Raw genomic sequence first — 15,863 nt, 5'->3', positions numbered from 1 at the left:
GAGGTTATGAAGTACATCATTGTTCATGGTGAAGGATTCGCCGATGTTCCGTACAGGGAACTGGGCGGACGCACGCCATTACAAGCGGCGTTGACTCCCAACATGGATCGCTTGGCGAGTGGTGGAGAACTCGGGTTGGCGGCGCTTGCAGCCGATGTGCCCGTCGGGGGCAGCGACGTGATGGCGTTGGCGCTGTTGGGCTATGACCCGCGCAAAGTCCACGCCGGTCCTGCGCCATTCGAAGCGGTCGGCCAGGGAATTGCCGTGGATGAACATGATGTCGTGTTCCGGTGCAGCATGGTCACGCTTCGTGCCGGAACGGCCGGCACCGGCTCGAAAACGGACGTTAAGAAAATCGCCCCCTCCGTCATTCTTGACGATGATGCTGCAACCGGTCTCGAAGACGAGGACGCCCGTGAGCTGATCGAAGCGATCAACGAGCAGCTTGGTTCTGAGTCGGTCCAGTTTTATCCCGGGACAGGGCATCGGCATTTGATGGTCTGGGTCGGAGGAAAGTCGCGTGCGACCTGCGTCGATCCGCATGCGGTGGTGGGAAAGCCTATTGGCGAGTATCTCCCGACCGGGGACGGCTCGGATATTCTGCGCAAACTGATGGAAGCGTCCCTGAATATTTTGAGCAGCCATCCGGTGAATGATGCACGTCGTGATGCCGGCCTGAAGCCGGTCAACTGTCTGTGGCTGTGGGGGCAAGGAAAAACCCCTCAATTGACGAAACTGATCGAAGAGCGTCAGATTTCAGGGACAATCATTTCGACGAGCGATGTCCATCGCGGCATCGGGCTCTGTGCAGGCCTCGAAGCCATTGATCCCGGGCTCTTAGCCGAGTCGGAATACACGGATTTTGAAAGCCGAGGTGAGGCTGCCTTACGGGAGTTGAACAAGAAGGACCTGACCTATGTCCATATGCAGATGCCCTCTCGACCGAGTACGGCGATGGATCCAAAGGAGAAGGTCAACATCATCGAAGCATGTGACCGAAAAATCGTGGGGCCGATGCTCCAACGGCTCGATAAGCTCGGCCCCTACCGGACGGTGTTGCTGTGCGAGACATGGAGGCCGCCGGGCAGTCGCGCGATCGCGAATGGACTCTCGCCCTATGTGTTTTATGAGGGGCCCGCGTCCACGAAACAGGGGCGTGGTTTTAGTGAACCTGAAGCTGAAATAGAAGCCGAAAAGGCCGGCGCTCGGGATGCGACGAAGTTTATGGCTCGCTTGGTCCCGAGATCGTAAGCATGGCGTTGATCGTACAGAAATACGGGGGAACTTCAGTCGGCAGCATCGAACGTATTCGCCGCGTGGCGGAACGTGTAGTGACCTTTCAGAAGGCCGGTCACTCGCTGGTGGTCGTGTTATCGGCCATGAGCGGTGAAACCGATCGATTAGTGAAGCTGGCACACGAGGTGACGGCTTGTCCCGATGATCGGGAAATGGATATGCTGCTGTCGACCGGTGAACGAGTCACCATCGCACTGCTCGCGATGGAGCTGCGCGGGCGAGGGGTGAATGCTCGTTCCTTTACCGGACGTCAGGTCGGCATTATCACCAACGGTTCGCATACGAAGGCACGAATTGCACGGATCACGGCAGATCGAATCAAGGATGCGCTGGCCGAGGGCATCATTCCAATTGTCGCGGGGTTCCAGGGGATCAACGAACAGTCCGATGTGACGACGCTTGGACGAGGGGGCTCCGATCTGACCGCGGTCGCACTGGCCGCAGCCCTTCAAGCGGATCGATGCATCATTTACACGGATGTTGACGGCGTCTATACGGCGGACCCGAACATTGTCCCGACGGCTAGACGACTGAAGAAGGTCGCCTACGAAGAGATGCTCGAACTGGCGAGCTTAGGGGCAAAAGTTCTGCAAAGTCGATCGGTAGAATTCGCTGCCCGATACGGTGTGCCGGTCGAGGTGCAATCCAGTTTTAAGGAAGGACAGGGAACGCTCGTGGCAAAAGAAGATGCAGAAATGGAACGAGTCACGGTCTCCGGAGTGACCGGTGATCGAAATCAGGCCAAAATTACGATAGTCGGCGTCCCGGATCGGCCCGGTATTGCGGCTCGGATTTTCGGGCCTGTGGCCGAAGCGAATATTCTCGTGGACATGATCATTCAAAATGTTGGACAAGGCTCGCTGACGGATATTTCGTTCACCGTCCCACGCGCCGAACTGCGAAAGGCCGTCGATCTGGTTCAACGAGTCGTCAAAGAGATCGAGGCGAACTCGATGACGGTGACGGAATCCATTGCCAAAGTTTCGCTCGTCGGCGTCGGTATGCGGACACATTCCGGCGTGGCCGCCAAAATGTTCGAGGTCCTCTCACGAGAAGGTGTCAATATTCAGATGATCAGCACCTCGGAAATTAAAATTTCCTGCGTCATCGACGAGAAATATGTGGAGTTAGCGATCCGATCGCTGCATGCCGCGTTTGGATTAGACGACATGGCTTCCTTGGCCACGTGAGAACGTTGTGAAAAACACGCCAAAAAAACTTGCGAAGAAACGGGCTGGAACACGCGGACACGAGCGTTCTGCTCCTGCTGCCCTTCCCTCTTCCTCGCGTCCGCTTGAAGTGTACGACACGACCCTACGGGATGGCGCCCAAGCCGAGGATGTCAGTTTCTCGGCTGAAGACAAGGTTCGCGTGGCGCACAAACTGGATGAGCTCGGTGTGCAGTACATCGAAGGCGGCTGGCCGGGCGCGAATCCGAAAGACATTGAATTTTTCCGGATCATCAAGACGATTCCGTTGCATCACGCGACGGTGGTTGCATTCGGCTCCACCAGGAAGGCGGATAACGCCGTCCAGAAAGATCCGAATATCCAGGCCCTTCTCCAAGCCGATACTAGCACCATCACACTGTTCGGGAAAAGCTGGACGCTCCACGTCACTGATGCCCTGAAGATCTCCCTCGCTCGGAACTTGGAGATGATCGGCGACTCGGTGGCCTATTTGCGTGCCAAGGGTCGACGAGTGTTTTATGATGCCGAGCATTTCTTTGATGGGTACAAGGCGAATCCCGACTATGCCTTGCAGACCATCCGGCGGGCGGTCGAGGAAGGTGCCGAGCGCGTCATTCTCTGCGATACCAACGGCGGGACAATGCCGTGGGAAATCAAAGAAATTTGTTCGGCAGTCAAGGCCGCCATTCCGGTTCCGTTAGGCATTCATGCACATAACGATACCGAAATGGCCGTCGCGAATTCTTTAGTGGCGATTGAAGCGGGCATCGTACAGGTTCAGGGCACCATCAATGGGATTGGGGAGCGGTGTGGCAATGCCAACTTGTGTTCGATCCTGCCGAACCTCGAACTCAAAATGAAGCGGTTGGCGCTCAGTGATCACCGTCTAGTTCACCTACGTGAAGTCTCCAACTTTGTGACCGAGATCGCCAATTTGATGCCGAACAAGCATCAACCGTATGTCGGCGATTCCGCCTTTGCCCATAAGGGCGGTATTCATATCCATGCCGTGCAGAAGAATCCCGCGACCTATGAGCACGTCATTCCCGAGGCCGTAGGGAACCGCCAACGGATGCTCGTGTCCGATTACACCGGACGGAGTGGTCTGCTGGCAAAAGTCGAAGAATACGGCATTGAACTGACCAAACAGAATCCGAAATTGAAGGAACTCTTGGAAACGCTGAAAGAATTGGAGAGCCAAGGCTATCAGTATGAAGGCGCGGAAGGCTCACTGGAACTGTTGATGCGGAAAGCAGTCGGCCGACACAAGCCTTCCTTTGAATTGTTGGGATTTCGTGTCATCGTCGAGAAGCGGAATTCAAAAGAAGCGCCGATTTCAGAAGCCACTGTGATGGTAAAAGTCGGCGAATCAATTGAGCATACCGCCGCCGTCGGTGTTGGCCCCGTGAATGCGTTGGACCATGCTCTGCGAAAAGCGTTAGAAAAATTCTATCCGGAGCTTGGAGAAGTAACGTTACTCGACTATAAAGTCCGGGTGCTCACGGCCAGCCGCGGAACGAAATCGAAAGTACGGGTTTTACTCGAATCCGGCGATCATAAAGAGAAATGGGGCACTGTTGGCGTTTCTGAAAATATTATGGAGGCAAGCTGGCAAGCATTGGCGGACAGTATTGAATACAAACTCCTGCCAAATGACGACGAGACCCCCTCACGTCAAGAATTTTCTTGACACGGCCGCAGACCTCGCATAAGTTATTGGAAAACTTAACATCGGGGTGAAAAATTGGAACCGTCTCCAAAAGAAGAGCAGCGAATGACCGTGCAGCAGGGGGGAGGTATGAGAAAGGCTGATATTGCCAACGAAATTTTCGAGAAGGTTGGCGTGTCGAAAAAAGAGGCGGCGGACATCGTGGAACTCATCCTCAATCTGCTGAAGTCGGTGCTGCAAAAAGGAGAGTCGGTGAAGATCGCGGGATTTGGGAATTTTATGGTGCGTAGCAAAGGTGCACGAAAGGGCAGAAATCCTCGAACCGGGCAGGAAATCGGCATCACTCCGCGCCGAGTTGTGACGTTCCGCCCAAGCCAGGTCTTCAAGAAGTACGTCAATCAATAGCAGCCGTTCACGAGCCGTCATACGAGGGGCGATAATGCCGGCTAAGCCCCCGCTGGGCAGTAAGCTTTTTTATAAAATTGGAGAAGTCAGTGAGATTACCAAGCTTCCCGCCTATGTCCTGCGTTTTTGGGAATCTGAATTCAAATTTTTAAAACCTCGTAAAAGTCGTGGTAATCAACGCCTGTATCTCCGACGGGATGTCGAACAGGTGCTGGAAATCAAGCGCATGCTGTACGAAGAGGGTTATACGATCGCGGGGCTTAAACGCTTCTGGGCACGGCGGAATCGCCAGGTAAGCAAGGATATGAGACCGCATGTATTGGCTGAGCGTGTGCGGGGGGAACTCCATACCATTCTGAAGATTATGGATTCCTATGATCGCTAAATGGATGCTGAGACACGATCATGGGAACCAACGGCATCGTGAATAGAGTCGGGGCGTAGCGCAGCCCGGTAGCGCACTCGCTTGGGGTGCGAGAGGTCGTGGGTTCAAATCCCGCCGCCCCGACCAATCAGCTGAATGATCAGGAGTCATTTGAGCGCTGAGTGGTGGAACTTACCGCTCAGCGTTCAACAACCGTGAATGGAAAAGCTGCCACGTGCAGCTTTTTTTGTTCCAATCAATCATGCATATCCTGGTGACAAATGATGACGGGGTGTCTTCGCCCGGATTGCGGGCGTTGGCGGATGCCATGCGAAAGTTAGGCACCGTCCGTGTCGTGGCACCCGAGCGGGAACAGGGGGCCGTCGGTCATTCAATCACGCTGCACAAACCCCTTCGGCTGACTCGTATGGAGAAAGATGTCTATGCCGTCAATGGGACGCCGTCCGACTGTGTCGTGCTTGCGGTGACACAGCTTTTCCGCAAGCCTCCTGCCTTAGTCGTCTCCGGTGTCAATCGCGGGGTGAACCTTGGAGATGATGTCACCTACTCTGGGACGGTTTCAGCCGCGCTGGAAGGAACTTTGCTCGGAGTCCCCTCTTTGGCCATCTCTCAACAGGGCACTCAGAACTTCAAGTTTAAGACCGCCGCGTATTATGCGTGGCAGATTGCCAAAACAGTGCTCGAACGGGGCTTACCGGAGGAGACATTTCTCAACGTCAATATTCCTGATAGACTGCGGGCATCGATCACAGGTGTCCAGATGACGTCTCTCAGTCGTCGCCGGTTTGAACGTCCTGTCGTCGAGAAGGTCGATCCTCGGGGGCGGAAGTATTACTGGATTGCCGGAACTCGTGTCTCTTGGGAACGCCACACGCATTCCGACTACGAAGCTGTGCGGCAAGGCATGGTCTCCATCACCCCGGTCAACATTGATTTGACTCACTATCAGGCATTCGAACAGCTTCGCAGTTGGGAGAAGGTGTTCAACAACGCCGGTCATCGCACACGCAGTGCTGAGCCTGATCAGCTACGAAGACCGTCCTCGGCAGGAAATACACCGGCGCGGCGAACAAGGCGTTCACCCAAGGCTAAGCCTTCTCCGAAGCGCCGCACCTTGTAAAGACATTTACCCAACCAGACATGACTTTAAAAATTCACAACACGCTCAGTGGTCGTAAGGAATTGTTTGAATCCATTATGCCTGGCGCGGTCCGTATGTACGTGTGCGGCGTGACCGTTTATGACTATTGCCATTTGGGCCATGCACGAAGTGCGCTGGTCTTTGATGTGATCCGGCGCTACCTTGCCTATCGCGGCTTTGCTGTCACGTTTGTCAAAAACTTTACCGATGTCGACGATAAGATCATTCGCCGGGCGCAGGAACAGGGGAAAGATTGGAAGGAGATTACCTCCACGTACATTACGGCGTACCATGAAGATATGCGGCGGATCGGGGTGCAGCCGGCTACGGTGGAACCCAAGGCTACTGAGCATATGGCCGAGATCATAGGACTGGTGCGATCGTTGATCGAGAAGGGCATGGCCTATGAGGTCGAGGGTGACGTGTATTTTCAGGTCGAGAAGTTTCCGGCCTACGGGATGCTCTCAAAGCGTAAGCTCGAGGACATGCAGGCGGGTGCACGCGTCGAGATTGATGAGCGCAAGCGGAGTCCTATGGATTTTGCTCTCTGGAAGAGTGCCAAGCCGGGAGAACCCGCATGGCCCAGTCCATGGGGGTTGGGGCGGCCGGGATGGCATATTGAATGCTCGGCCATGTCGATGAAACACCTTGGTTCGACGTTCGACATTCATGGGGGTGGGGAGGATTTGATTTTTCCTCACCATGAGAATGAGATTGCGCAGTCCAGCGGTGCCTCAGGTGACCCGTTTGCACACTACTGGATCCACAATGGATTTGTCCGGATCAATCAAGAAAAAATGTCCAAGTCGCTGGGCAATTTCTTTACGATTCGCGAGATTTTTGAGAAAAGCCGATGGCCGGAAGCGGTGACCGGTGAAATGCTTCGCTATTTCCTTCTCTCGACCCACTACCGAAGTCCAGTAGATTTTTCAGACCAGAGTCTGGACGAAGCGAAACGGGCGCTGGATGGCTTTTATGATCTTTTTCAACGCCTCGAAGAACCAAGTCATTCTTCATCGGCTGTGGACAGCAGGCTCTGGGACGAGAAAGAGGCATTAGAAAGTAGCTTTGAACAGGGGATGGACGATGATTTCAATTCACCTGCTGCGCTGGCCGCGTTACAAAACTTCCGAGGAAAAGTGAACAAGCTGCTAGAGGACGGTTTGTCCAGTCAGGGGCGCCTGGAGGCGCGTGAGGCGTTTCGGGCTGTCGGACATGTGCTAGGCTTATTTCAAGGCTCCGAGTGGCAGTTCAATCCTGCTGACTCTCTGAAGACCGGTTTGGAAGAAAAAGTCAGCGCGAGATCCGTTATTACCAATGCCGACATTGAAGCCAAGATAGCCCAACGGAACGAGGCACGCAGCCGTAAGGATTTTAAGAAAGCCGACGACATTCGAGCAGAACTGAGTTCGCTCGGCATCACGATCGAGGATCGACCCGATGGAACGAGCCGCTGGAAACGGTAAGGATGCGAACATCATTTATGGCTTCCATGCGGTGCGAGAGGCCTTGCGCTCCGGCGCCCGTCCGCTGCTTCGACTGTTGCTGGCCCATCAGGATCGCCAACTTGCCGACATTGCTAAATTGGCAAAGGCCGCACGGGTGCCGATCCATGTTGAGCCTCGCTCTGTACTGGATCGGTTGGTCCCAAGTGGGAAGCACCAAGGCGTGATCGGGGTGGCGGCGGCGAAGCGCTATGCAGAAGTGGATGAGATCGTGGGAACGGCGAAGGAGCGCGGCGAACCGCCGTTTCTCGTCATCCTAGACGGGCTTGAAGATCCTCATAACGTGGGCGCGATTCTTCGAACCGCTGAAGCGGCCGGCGTACATGGGGTCTTCATTCCTGAGCGGCGCGCGGTTGGATTGACCGGCGCCGTCGCAAAGGCCTCATCGGGGGCTCTTGATCACCTGCACGTCGGGTGCGTCACGAATCTTTCTCGGCTCATTGAAACGCTTCAAACACATGGCTTGTGGATGTATGCGGTGGACGTGAAAGCCGAGAAGCTCTATACCGAGGTGGACCTTCGAGGTCCCGTTGCATTGGTCTTAGGAGGAGAAGGGAAGGGCATTCGCCCCGGCGTACTGGACAAATGTGATGAGCGAATCAAAATCCCCATACAGGGCCACGTCGCCTCATTGAATGTGTCCGCGGCTGCTGCGATTACGATTTTTGAAGCTGTGAGGCAGCGAGGTGGCGTGAGGATCTAGCGGATCTGGATCATGCCGTCCTGGATCGCGGCTTTCAGTAACTGCGCCGTATTCGATACGCGAACCTTCTTCATCATGGTAGCACGGTGGGCCTCAACGGTCTTCACGCTGATCTTCAACCGTTGGGCGATTTCCCTGTTTTTCAGGCCCGTCCAAATCAGTTGGAGGATCTCTTGCTCTCGATTGGTGAGGGCTTCAGGGCGTTTCCGTCGGGGGGATTCACGTCGCTCCTTGGGGGCTCGCTGCATGTATGCCTCAACATAAAAGATCAACTACGTAGACATTATCTCAGGGATGAGGAGCGCCTGTAAATTGATGAAAATCCCTAGAGCCTCCTCATAAAGGTATAGCGCACCTGGCGTGTAAGGGCTTAAGGCTCAACGAACCCGAGTAGCTTCTTCCTATGACCGAGATGACGTGGATATATTTTGGTATCGCGCTACTCATTGGCCTTCTTATCGGCAGCTTTCTCAATGTGGCTATTCACCGACTTCCCCGAAAGGAGTCGCTCATGTGGCCAGGCTCTCACTGCCCGGCCTGCCATGCGGCCCTTAGCCCCTTGGACAATGTCCCCTTGCTGAGTTATCTCTTTTTAAGGGGGCATTGTCGTAGGTGCGATGTCCTTATCTCTGCACGCTACCCGATTGTCGAAGCTGTCAATGGACTCGCGTATGGCCTTATCCTCTGGTACTTCGGTGTCGGGTGGCAGTCCGTCATTTATGCCGCCTTATTTTCTGCTCTGTTAGTGGTGTCCTATATCGATCTCGATCATCAAATCATTCCGGATGTGATTACCCTGCCCGGCATTGGCCTCGGGGTGTTGGCCGCCGTGACGGTCTTGCCGGTCGGGTTCTTGGATTCCGTGCTTGGTCTCTTGCTGGGGGGTGGAGTCCTCTTGGGTTTGGCCTGGATCAGTCCATATCTTTTTGGAAAAGAAGGCATGGGGGGTGGAGACATCAAATTACTCGCGATGATCGGCGCATTTCTCGGCTGGAAACCCGTGGTCCTAACGATGCTGATCGGGGCCATCGTCGGCGCGGTCGTCGGCGTGACACTCATCACATTGAAAGTGTTGCGGCGGGATCAATACCTTCCATTCGGGCCATTTTTGGCACTTGGGGCCATTGTCTCCATGTTTTTTCATCAGGAATTATTCGATTGGTATATCGGGTTCGTCACACGAGCCCAGTGATCAAACCGCCTGTATCCGATTGTCTGCTGGCTGTATCTGAATAGGCGGGTCCTGTCCAATTTTCCTTTTCGCTTCCTTTGTTCCGCCCAGACATTGTGAATACCATAAATATACGTATATATTAGTCTTGCAAAGTAGTCGTGAGCCATTCCGTTCGTTTGCGGTGAGGTGAACCCCCGGCATGACTTTTGAGTAACGAAGGGCGTCGACGTATTCGGTCAAGTCACGCTGGAGGAAATGATGGATCAACGCGGAATGACGCTCATCGAATTGATGACCGTACTGGCGATAGTCGGAGTCCTGGTGTGCCTGAGTGATGGATTCGTGTCGGCCGCGACGAGATACCAAGCGAAGGCGGTACGGACAGAAGTTGCTGCGGAACTTCGAGCGGCTCGCCACTTAGCCATGTCGGGGCGCGAGAAAGTTCGTGTCGTCTTCGACCCGTCCATGACACATATTCGTACGGAGCTTGTCGCCGCCCCTTACTCCGTGCTGCGCTCATATAGCTTCTCCGGCAAAGACATCACGATCCAAACACTTTCGAACGGTCCATCGGTGACGTTTTATCCGAGCGGGCGCACGGCCACCCCGAACACGGTCACATTCGCCAATAGTCGAGGTGAACGTTGGCGCATGACGGTCAGTATTACGGGACGGGTCAATGCTTAAGAGGGCAGCCGGTGGGTCAACGATGATACGGAGTCTGGGTGAGCGAGGGTTCAGTCTCATTGAGGTCATGGTAGCCATGGTGATCTTGGCGTTCTCCGTCCTTGGCATTGCATCCATGTTTCAATGGTCGAATGAGGGACTTGTGGATGGAGCAAAAGGAACGCAGGCGTTGGCAATGGCTGAAGGGCGCGTGGAGGTAAAACGGAGCGGTCCTTGGGAAGCCTTGCTGACGGATGATTTGGATGGGGACGGTGTGGCGGAGATCCGGATGCGGGATGATGGGACCCAGGGTGATGCGCTCGCCGGCGACGGTATTTACAGCGGGCTTTCTGAACAAGACGGCCTTCGTCTGGTATGGACCGTTCAGCCTATGCAAACCGGTCCGCTGGAGAGCACCGGCATAGTCCTCATTAAGGCTGTCGCCACCTTCAGATTGGAGGTCGATCGCGATCGATGGAAACCGGAACATTTCGCGTCAATCCTGCCTATGTGGGTCTTCATTGATCGTGGAATCCTGTTATGTACCAGCTGCATAACAACATCGGAATCTGTCTCACTGAAGTGTTGGTGGCCGTGGCCTCCGGGGCGATCATACTCTCAGCCACATTTCAAGCCTTCACTTTGTTTGAGTCAAAGCTCACGGCCCAGCAGGAAACCATCAGCCGACACCAAGACCAACGATTAGGTCTTCATGTCATTGAGGAGGAGTTACGTCTTGCCGGCACCGGTTCGGCCACCAACTCACCTGCCATTGTTTCATTGGGCGCTCAAACGATTGAATTCCTCGCCAATCTGGAAGGTCTTGCGACGATTGTCACGGAACCGGTATCGGCATTGCAGCGCGAATTGCCAGTCCTCGACGGGTCGAACTGGAGCGGGGGAAAGCACATTGTCATCTGTTCCGCGGAGCATTGTGCAGAAGGTCGCCTTGCGGTCGACGGGAGGCGGACATTGCTGACCCTCACGGCGCCTTTAGGGACGGCCTTCCCAGCGGGAAGCCAAGTGTTTGTTTCGAACCGGCTTCGCTACTATCTGAGTACCACCCTGAACGGTAAAAAGAGCGTGATGCGACAAGTCGATGGCGGGGCCAACACGATTGCTGCCGACGTGACAAAATTTCAGTTCACCTATTTGAACAAGCAAGGAGAACCGACGACAGATCCGGGTTCCGTCTCCAGGGTGCGAGTTGAGTTTGCCGTCGGCCATGATCGACAAGTTGTCGTGAACGAAGTTGGATTGCGCGGACGGTAAATAGAAAGTGAACGATATGGTTCAACAGATCAAGTCCGAGCGAGGTGCGGTACTCCTTGGCGTGATGCTCATCATATTTATCTTAATGGTCCTGGGCATGGTATCGATGAATCTCGCCACCCAGGAAATTCTTCAGGTGTCAGCTAATAAGGATGAAGCCAACGCTCGCCATCTTGCCGAGGCCGGCTTGGACATAGTCATGCAGTGGTTTCACGATCCAGGATCGATGCCGGCCGGTGCGGCAAGTGTTTTGTTGCATCGATATGATCTTCCAGACAGCGGCCCATCGTTTTTCGATGCAGCGGGCCGCTCTCAATTTTCCGGGTCCAGCGAAACTCCGGATCTGATGTATGATGTCGCACGGCCGGTGGATGATCATCTGCTCAATGATCCCGTTGACGGCTGGTTTCGATCCTTACGCTCGCTAGGACGCGTTCAGACATTGAAAGTCTATGGGCCAACCAGGCCTGGGTTTCTGTGTTCAGTTGAAGTCACGGCACAAGCTAAGCATTACACCAGGACGGTGGCCCTACAGCTCGGTGCTTTGATGACGCCCCCGCTTCATGCCGGAGTGCAAGTAGGCAACAACGGCGTGACAGTCCCATCAGGGGCGTCCCTGCCCGTGTGGCTTCACTGGGGCGATATCAAAACAAAAGGAAATGTGCAACTCGGTCGGCGCGAAGATGTCCCCGTCAAGACCGAGTTGGCGCCGGTTACCGGACAATCATACGAGGACATGCTCAGTCGGGAAGATCGTTGGCTCAATATCTGGATCGGCGGCGATCTCATTTTTGCGCCTCCCTCGGAGGTGCTTCCTTCCAATGTGTATCCACGCCGGGATCCATTTCCAGGATTACACGATGACGTGTGGCCGTATGATGTGTTGAAGAAGTACGCGATGCAATACGGCTCCTACTACACGCGTGACGGGAGCGGCATGCTCTATCGCAATGGCATAATCGGTTTAGGGCTTGGGTTGACGGTTGAGGAAGTTTTTCGGTCTCAAGCAATGGGCCATAATCGGGGCCTCGTCTTTATTGATACCCTCGATCGACAGCCGCCGCGTCCCGATAATCTTGGAAGTCTACTAATAGACGTGGATTATGCTGAGGGGCTGTTTGTAGTGAATGCCCATGTTGAATTGAGACCGAAGGGAGTCGGTAAATCAGTACCGGTGCTCAGTCCGCCCAAGGACCGGTCTTCTTCGATCGCCACACGGATCCCTGTCACCTTGTCCGGAATCCATTTGAATGGCGTCCTTTCGACGCCTGGCGATCTCTCATATGAGGGGCAGCCCCGTCTTTTCGGGGCCCTTCTCGTAGAAGGCCGGATCTTAGCTGCGTCGAGCACCTCTATCCCTATAGAAGTGTGGTATGACTATGATTTTCGCAACGGGCTGTTTCGCGGCCTTCCAGTAGTCTACGTCGCTCCCGGCACTTGGCAGGAAAGGTACTAGCACCGCCGCAAATTGTCTGTCCTTGAAGTGACGTATATAGTGTTCATTTCTGTCCGGTCTCTCCTCATCAGCCGTAACTTCAAACACTTAAGCTAATCCAGTCAGCCACACGGCTGTCGGCATAGCGCATGCTACACTTTCCACCGCTATGCTTGTGTTTGTGCCAAAAATCTCTGTGCCTTCTGTAAAGGCCTCTGATGCCGGCTTTACATTATTGGAGTTGATGGTTGTCGTCGCCATCGTAGGGATTGCAGTTGCGCTGGCAATCCCCAATTACACGGTATGGAATGCGCGCGCACAACTGAGACAGGCCACGACAGATTTACATGCGAATCTCAGCTTGGCGCGAATGGCCGCGATGAATCGAAACGCGCCAGTGACGATGACGTTAGCGACAATCAGTGGAGGGCAATATCAGGCTAGTTTTGGAGGTGCGATTTCACCCGTCACCTTACCTGCAAGTGTGACAGCGACTGTCCTACCCGTCGGCTCCACGCAAACAGTCACATTCGGTTCATTAGGACTTCGGATGAGTGATCTTGGGAACAGTGTTCAGACGATCACCCTAACTAATAACCAAAACGCTGCACTCGTTTATTCAATAGGCATCAACACTGGCGGAAAGGTCCGCTGGTGCCCATCAAGCACGTGCTCGTGACGCAGGAAGCATGCAAATGTCGGAATCCACAAATAGTCATGATCGTCATTCGTGGGGCCAAGCTGGATTTACGCTTCTGGAAAGCATGATTGCCGCGATCGTGCTCGCAGTTGGCCTCATGGCACTCGCGGGCATGCAAGGCATTGCGCTAAGCCGGAATGTAGATGCAAACGAATTAACACTCGCCAGTAACCTCGCCGCCGACATGGTGGAACGCATCCAATACAATCGACGAAACGCCATAGTCTATACCAACATCGACACATCCGTAGCGTCCACCCAGCCGACGACAAACACGATGGCAAGGGGTGATTACACCCAATGGAAAGCTCGTCTTGAATCCGCGCGGCTTGGTGCCGTCCGGGGCCGGGTCACAGTCAATGACATCCTTATGAATCCGTCACTGAAACAAAGTGCCGTTACCGTGCAAGTCCAATGGACTGGAAACACGGGATCCGCAGCGACCGCACGAACGCGAACAGTGACGTTGAACGCGGTCGTTGCACCTGAATGAGGACCGCATTGGAGAGCTACCTAAACAGGGGACGATCGAATTGGAGCCAGCAGGGATTTACTTTGGTTGAGCTCATGATCGGGCTGGCGGTTGCTACCGTCATCATTGCCGCAGGATTTACTGCTCTCACGGAGAGTAATAAAGCCACGCAAATAAACGATCAAACGGCACAAGCGCAGCAAAATGCACGGATCGCCATCGAATTGCTCTCGCACGATATCAAAATGGCAGGATTTGGCATGACAGGCGCAGTAGGAAATTGCAGCACTGCAATTGTTCCTGCCGATTTTAATTCGACAGGATACGACACGGGTCCTGATTCCATCTCTCTCGTCGTACCAACTACGAGTACGGTGGCGCCGCTCTGGACTCTTCAAAGTGATGTGACCGGACCATTTGTTACCATGCCGCTTACGCCTGGCGCAGTGAGCGCGATGACAACCGCTGGACTGGGTACAGGCGGTCAGACGGTATCGGTCGGTGGTGTTATGTCGGCCAATGTGACGGCCTCCGGGGATAATTTAAGCTTGGGAGGCACGAGCGTCTTAGCGCCGGTATTTTTTCCTGCCGGCACTCCCGTCCATCTGCTTCAATGCATTACATATCAAGTAATCAGAGCCACGGATACGAATGCCGCGCTCTGCCAGGGAAACGCACCATGCCTGGTTCGCGGTGTGGCACCGATGCTTGGTCCCAAGATCGATTGTAACGGTACTGTAGGAACCAATACCTGCGTGTCAATCGCAGATGGCATCGAAGACTTGCAACTCGCGTATGGTTGCGATGGGTGTGTAGCAACCGTGAACGGGGGAGTCGCGGATAACACGGTGGACGACCAGCCGGGCGGTACCGCCAACGTCTTTGATTGCTATGATTTTCTGCCGAATACCGCGGGATGCCAGGGAGGAGGCGCACCAGGAACGCCGGTGCACACTCCGGTCCCCGGCGGAGCCGCCAACGACACCATTCGGTTGGTCCGTGTCAATATCGTGGCAAGGCAGCCGCGCACGGATCAGGGGTTTGGCGAGAGTGCCGGGGCGGCATCCAGCTCTCCGACACCTTTCCTTGTAGAAGACCACTTACTATCCTCGGATGTCGGATACAACAACACGCTGCGCCGCCGGGTTTTTACGAGGACGGTCGAAACGCGAAACCTTGGACTATGAGTCAGACCAAAAGACTATGCGAGATTGAGGCGTTGTGATGAATGAACGGGGCATCGCCCTTGTCACCATTATGCTCGTCATGGTGATCATGACGGTCATCGGCATCGCCGCGCTGACCGTCACGGGAATGGAAAATCGCATGGCGGGATTCCAACGGACCGGCGAAGCAGCGGCGACGGCGGCCGAATCGTGCGTGGGGACCGGCGTCAATATCATTCAACAGACTATTGACCAAGGAAAAGTCCCTGACTCCTTCATCACGCTTAACGGTGGCCCCGTACTTAATCAAACCATTTTAGAAGGCGAAATCATGGGACAGTCGGATAATAGTGCTGATGTCCCCACTGGCTCCGGTACGGCCAACACAGTCCAAACGGTTGGCGCCTACACCGTCTTAGGCGATATCGATCGATTGTATGCGCGCCCAAGGGCCGGTGGCGCGCTTCAATTTGCAGCGGGGTACGAAGGCGCTGCCGGCGGCACGGCCGGCGGGGGAGTCGACATCATGTACCGCCTAGACTGCCGTGCCACGACGACGACCAGCAGTACGGCCAGCCGCATTGTCGCCATCTATGCCTGCACCGCGACTGGTGAAAGTTGCCAACGAAGGATATAGCACCCACCAGACAACCTTTATGATGTCGCGATAGTGTGGCGGTCGTT

Annotated in this window: 16 protein-coding genes, 1 tRNA gene and 2 pseudogenes; 18 read left to right on the top strand and 1 reads right to left on the bottom strand. The window is 54.7% G+C overall.

What is annotated here, in order from left to right:
* Positions 1-6 precede the first annotated feature (6 nt).
* From ACWHYZ_RS21940 to rlmB, 9 genes and pseudogenes are all read left to right on the top strand, one after another.
* Entirely contained in the window at positions 7-1,251 is a 1,245-nt protein-coding gene (locus ACWHYZ_RS21940) for a hypothetical protein (protein WP_447984791.1), read from the top strand.
* Between the two features lie 2 nt (positions 1,252-1,253).
* Positions 1,254-2,486: an aspartate kinase gene (locus tag ACWHYZ_RS21935; protein ID WP_447984790.1), complete on the top strand. Its 1,233-nt coding sequence runs from the start codon at positions 1,254-1,256 to the stop codon at positions 2,484-2,486.
* A 109-nt stretch (positions 2,487-2,595) separates the two neighbouring features.
* Entirely contained in the window at positions 2,596-4,176 is a 1,581-nt protein-coding gene (gene cimA / locus ACWHYZ_RS21930) for a citramalate synthase (protein ID WP_447987629.1), read from the top strand.
* A gap of 108 nt (positions 4,177-4,284) precedes the next feature.
* A complete protein-coding gene (locus tag ACWHYZ_RS21925; RefSeq protein WP_447978148.1) occupies positions 4,285-4,560 on the top strand; it encodes an integration host factor subunit alpha in 276 nt (91 codons plus the stop codon).
* Between the two features lie 34 nt (positions 4,561-4,594).
* Positions 4,595-4,945, top strand: a complete 351-nt coding sequence (locus ACWHYZ_RS21920; RefSeq protein WP_447984789.1) for a MerR family transcriptional regulator — start codon at positions 4,595-4,597, stop codon at positions 4,943-4,945.
* Positions 4,946-4,994: 49 nt separating this feature from the next.
* Positions 4,995-5,071 (top strand) — tRNA-Pro (locus tag ACWHYZ_RS21915).
* Positions 5,072-5,186: 115 nt separating this feature from the next.
* Positions 5,187-5,921: pseudogene (gene surE / locus ACWHYZ_RS21910) on the top strand (5'/3'-nucleotidase SurE); the annotation flags it as partial.
* Positions 5,922-6,085: 164 nt separating this feature from the next.
* Complete coding sequence (gene cysS / locus ACWHYZ_RS21905; RefSeq protein ID WP_447984788.1) at positions 6,086-7,552, top strand: cysteine--tRNA ligase; 1,467 nt, start codon at positions 6,086-6,088, stop codon at positions 7,550-7,552.
* Positions 7,527-8,294 (top strand): 23S rRNA (guanosine(2251)-2'-O)-methyltransferase RlmB, encoded by a 768-nt coding sequence (gene rlmB / locus ACWHYZ_RS21900; RefSeq protein ID WP_447984787.1) that lies wholly within the window; start codon positions 7,527-7,529, stop codon positions 8,292-8,294. The genes cysS and rlmB overlap by 26 nt, the downstream gene beginning before the upstream one ends.
* On the opposite strand, the gene ACWHYZ_RS21895 is transcribed toward rlmB, so the two are convergent.
* The gene (locus tag ACWHYZ_RS21895; protein WP_447984786.1) at positions 8,291-8,542 is read right to left on the bottom strand and encodes a response regulator transcription factor; all 252 of its coding nucleotides are present in this window, start codon (positions 8,540-8,542) and stop codon (positions 8,291-8,293) included. The genes rlmB and ACWHYZ_RS21895 overlap by 4 nt on opposite strands.
* 155 nt (positions 8,543-8,697) lie before the next feature.
* Between ACWHYZ_RS21895 and ACWHYZ_RS21890 the strand changes: the two genes are divergently transcribed.
* The 9 genes and pseudogenes from ACWHYZ_RS21890 (at position 8,698) to ACWHYZ_RS21850 (ending at position 15,816) form a co-directional block, all read left to right on the top strand.
* The gene (locus tag ACWHYZ_RS21890; protein WP_447984785.1) at positions 8,698-9,486 is read left to right on the top strand and encodes a prepilin peptidase; all 789 of its coding nucleotides are present in this window, start codon (positions 8,698-8,700) and stop codon (positions 9,484-9,486) included.
* Between the two features lie 237 nt (positions 9,487-9,723).
* Positions 9,724-10,155 (top strand): GspH/FimT family pseudopilin, encoded by a 432-nt coding sequence (locus tag ACWHYZ_RS21885; RefSeq protein ID WP_447984784.1) that lies wholly within the window; start codon positions 9,724-9,726, stop codon positions 10,153-10,155.
* Positions 10,148-10,453: pseudogene (locus ACWHYZ_RS21880) on the top strand (type IV pilus modification PilV family protein); the annotation flags it as partial. The gene ACWHYZ_RS21885 and the pseudogene ACWHYZ_RS21880, both read left to right, overlap by 8 nt.
* 221 nt (positions 10,454-10,674) lie before the next feature.
* Positions 10,675-11,406, top strand: coding sequence for a hypothetical protein (locus ACWHYZ_RS21875; protein WP_447987645.1), 732 nt, complete (start codon positions 10,675-10,677; stop codon positions 11,404-11,406).
* A 16-nt stretch (positions 11,407-11,422) separates the two neighbouring features.
* Positions 11,423-12,862: a hypothetical protein gene (locus ACWHYZ_RS21870; RefSeq protein ID WP_447984783.1), complete on the top strand. Its 1,440-nt coding sequence runs from the start codon at positions 11,423-11,425 to the stop codon at positions 12,860-12,862.
* A 148-nt stretch (positions 12,863-13,010) separates the two neighbouring features.
* Positions 13,011-13,520, top strand: a complete 510-nt coding sequence (locus tag ACWHYZ_RS21865) for a GspH/FimT family pseudopilin (RefSeq protein WP_447984782.1) — start codon at positions 13,011-13,013, stop codon at positions 13,518-13,520.
* A gap of 16 nt (positions 13,521-13,536) precedes the next feature.
* The gene (gene pilV / locus ACWHYZ_RS21860) at positions 13,537-14,034 is read left to right on the top strand and encodes a type IV pilus modification protein PilV (protein WP_447984781.1); all 498 of its coding nucleotides are present in this window, start codon (positions 13,537-13,539) and stop codon (positions 14,032-14,034) included.
* A complete protein-coding gene (locus tag ACWHYZ_RS21855) occupies positions 14,031-15,200 on the top strand; it encodes a PilW family protein (protein ID WP_447984780.1) in 1,170 nt (389 codons plus the stop codon). The genes pilV and ACWHYZ_RS21855 overlap by 4 nt, the downstream gene beginning before the upstream one ends.
* Before the next feature lie 37 nt (positions 15,201-15,237).
* A complete protein-coding gene (locus ACWHYZ_RS21850; protein ID WP_447984779.1) occupies positions 15,238-15,816 on the top strand; it encodes a pilus assembly PilX family protein in 579 nt (192 codons plus the stop codon).
* Positions 15,817-15,863 lie beyond the last annotated feature (47 nt).

The organism is Nitrospira sp. Nam74 (assembly GCF_965152615.1).
This window is presented reverse-complemented; position numbering and strand designations above follow the sequence as displayed.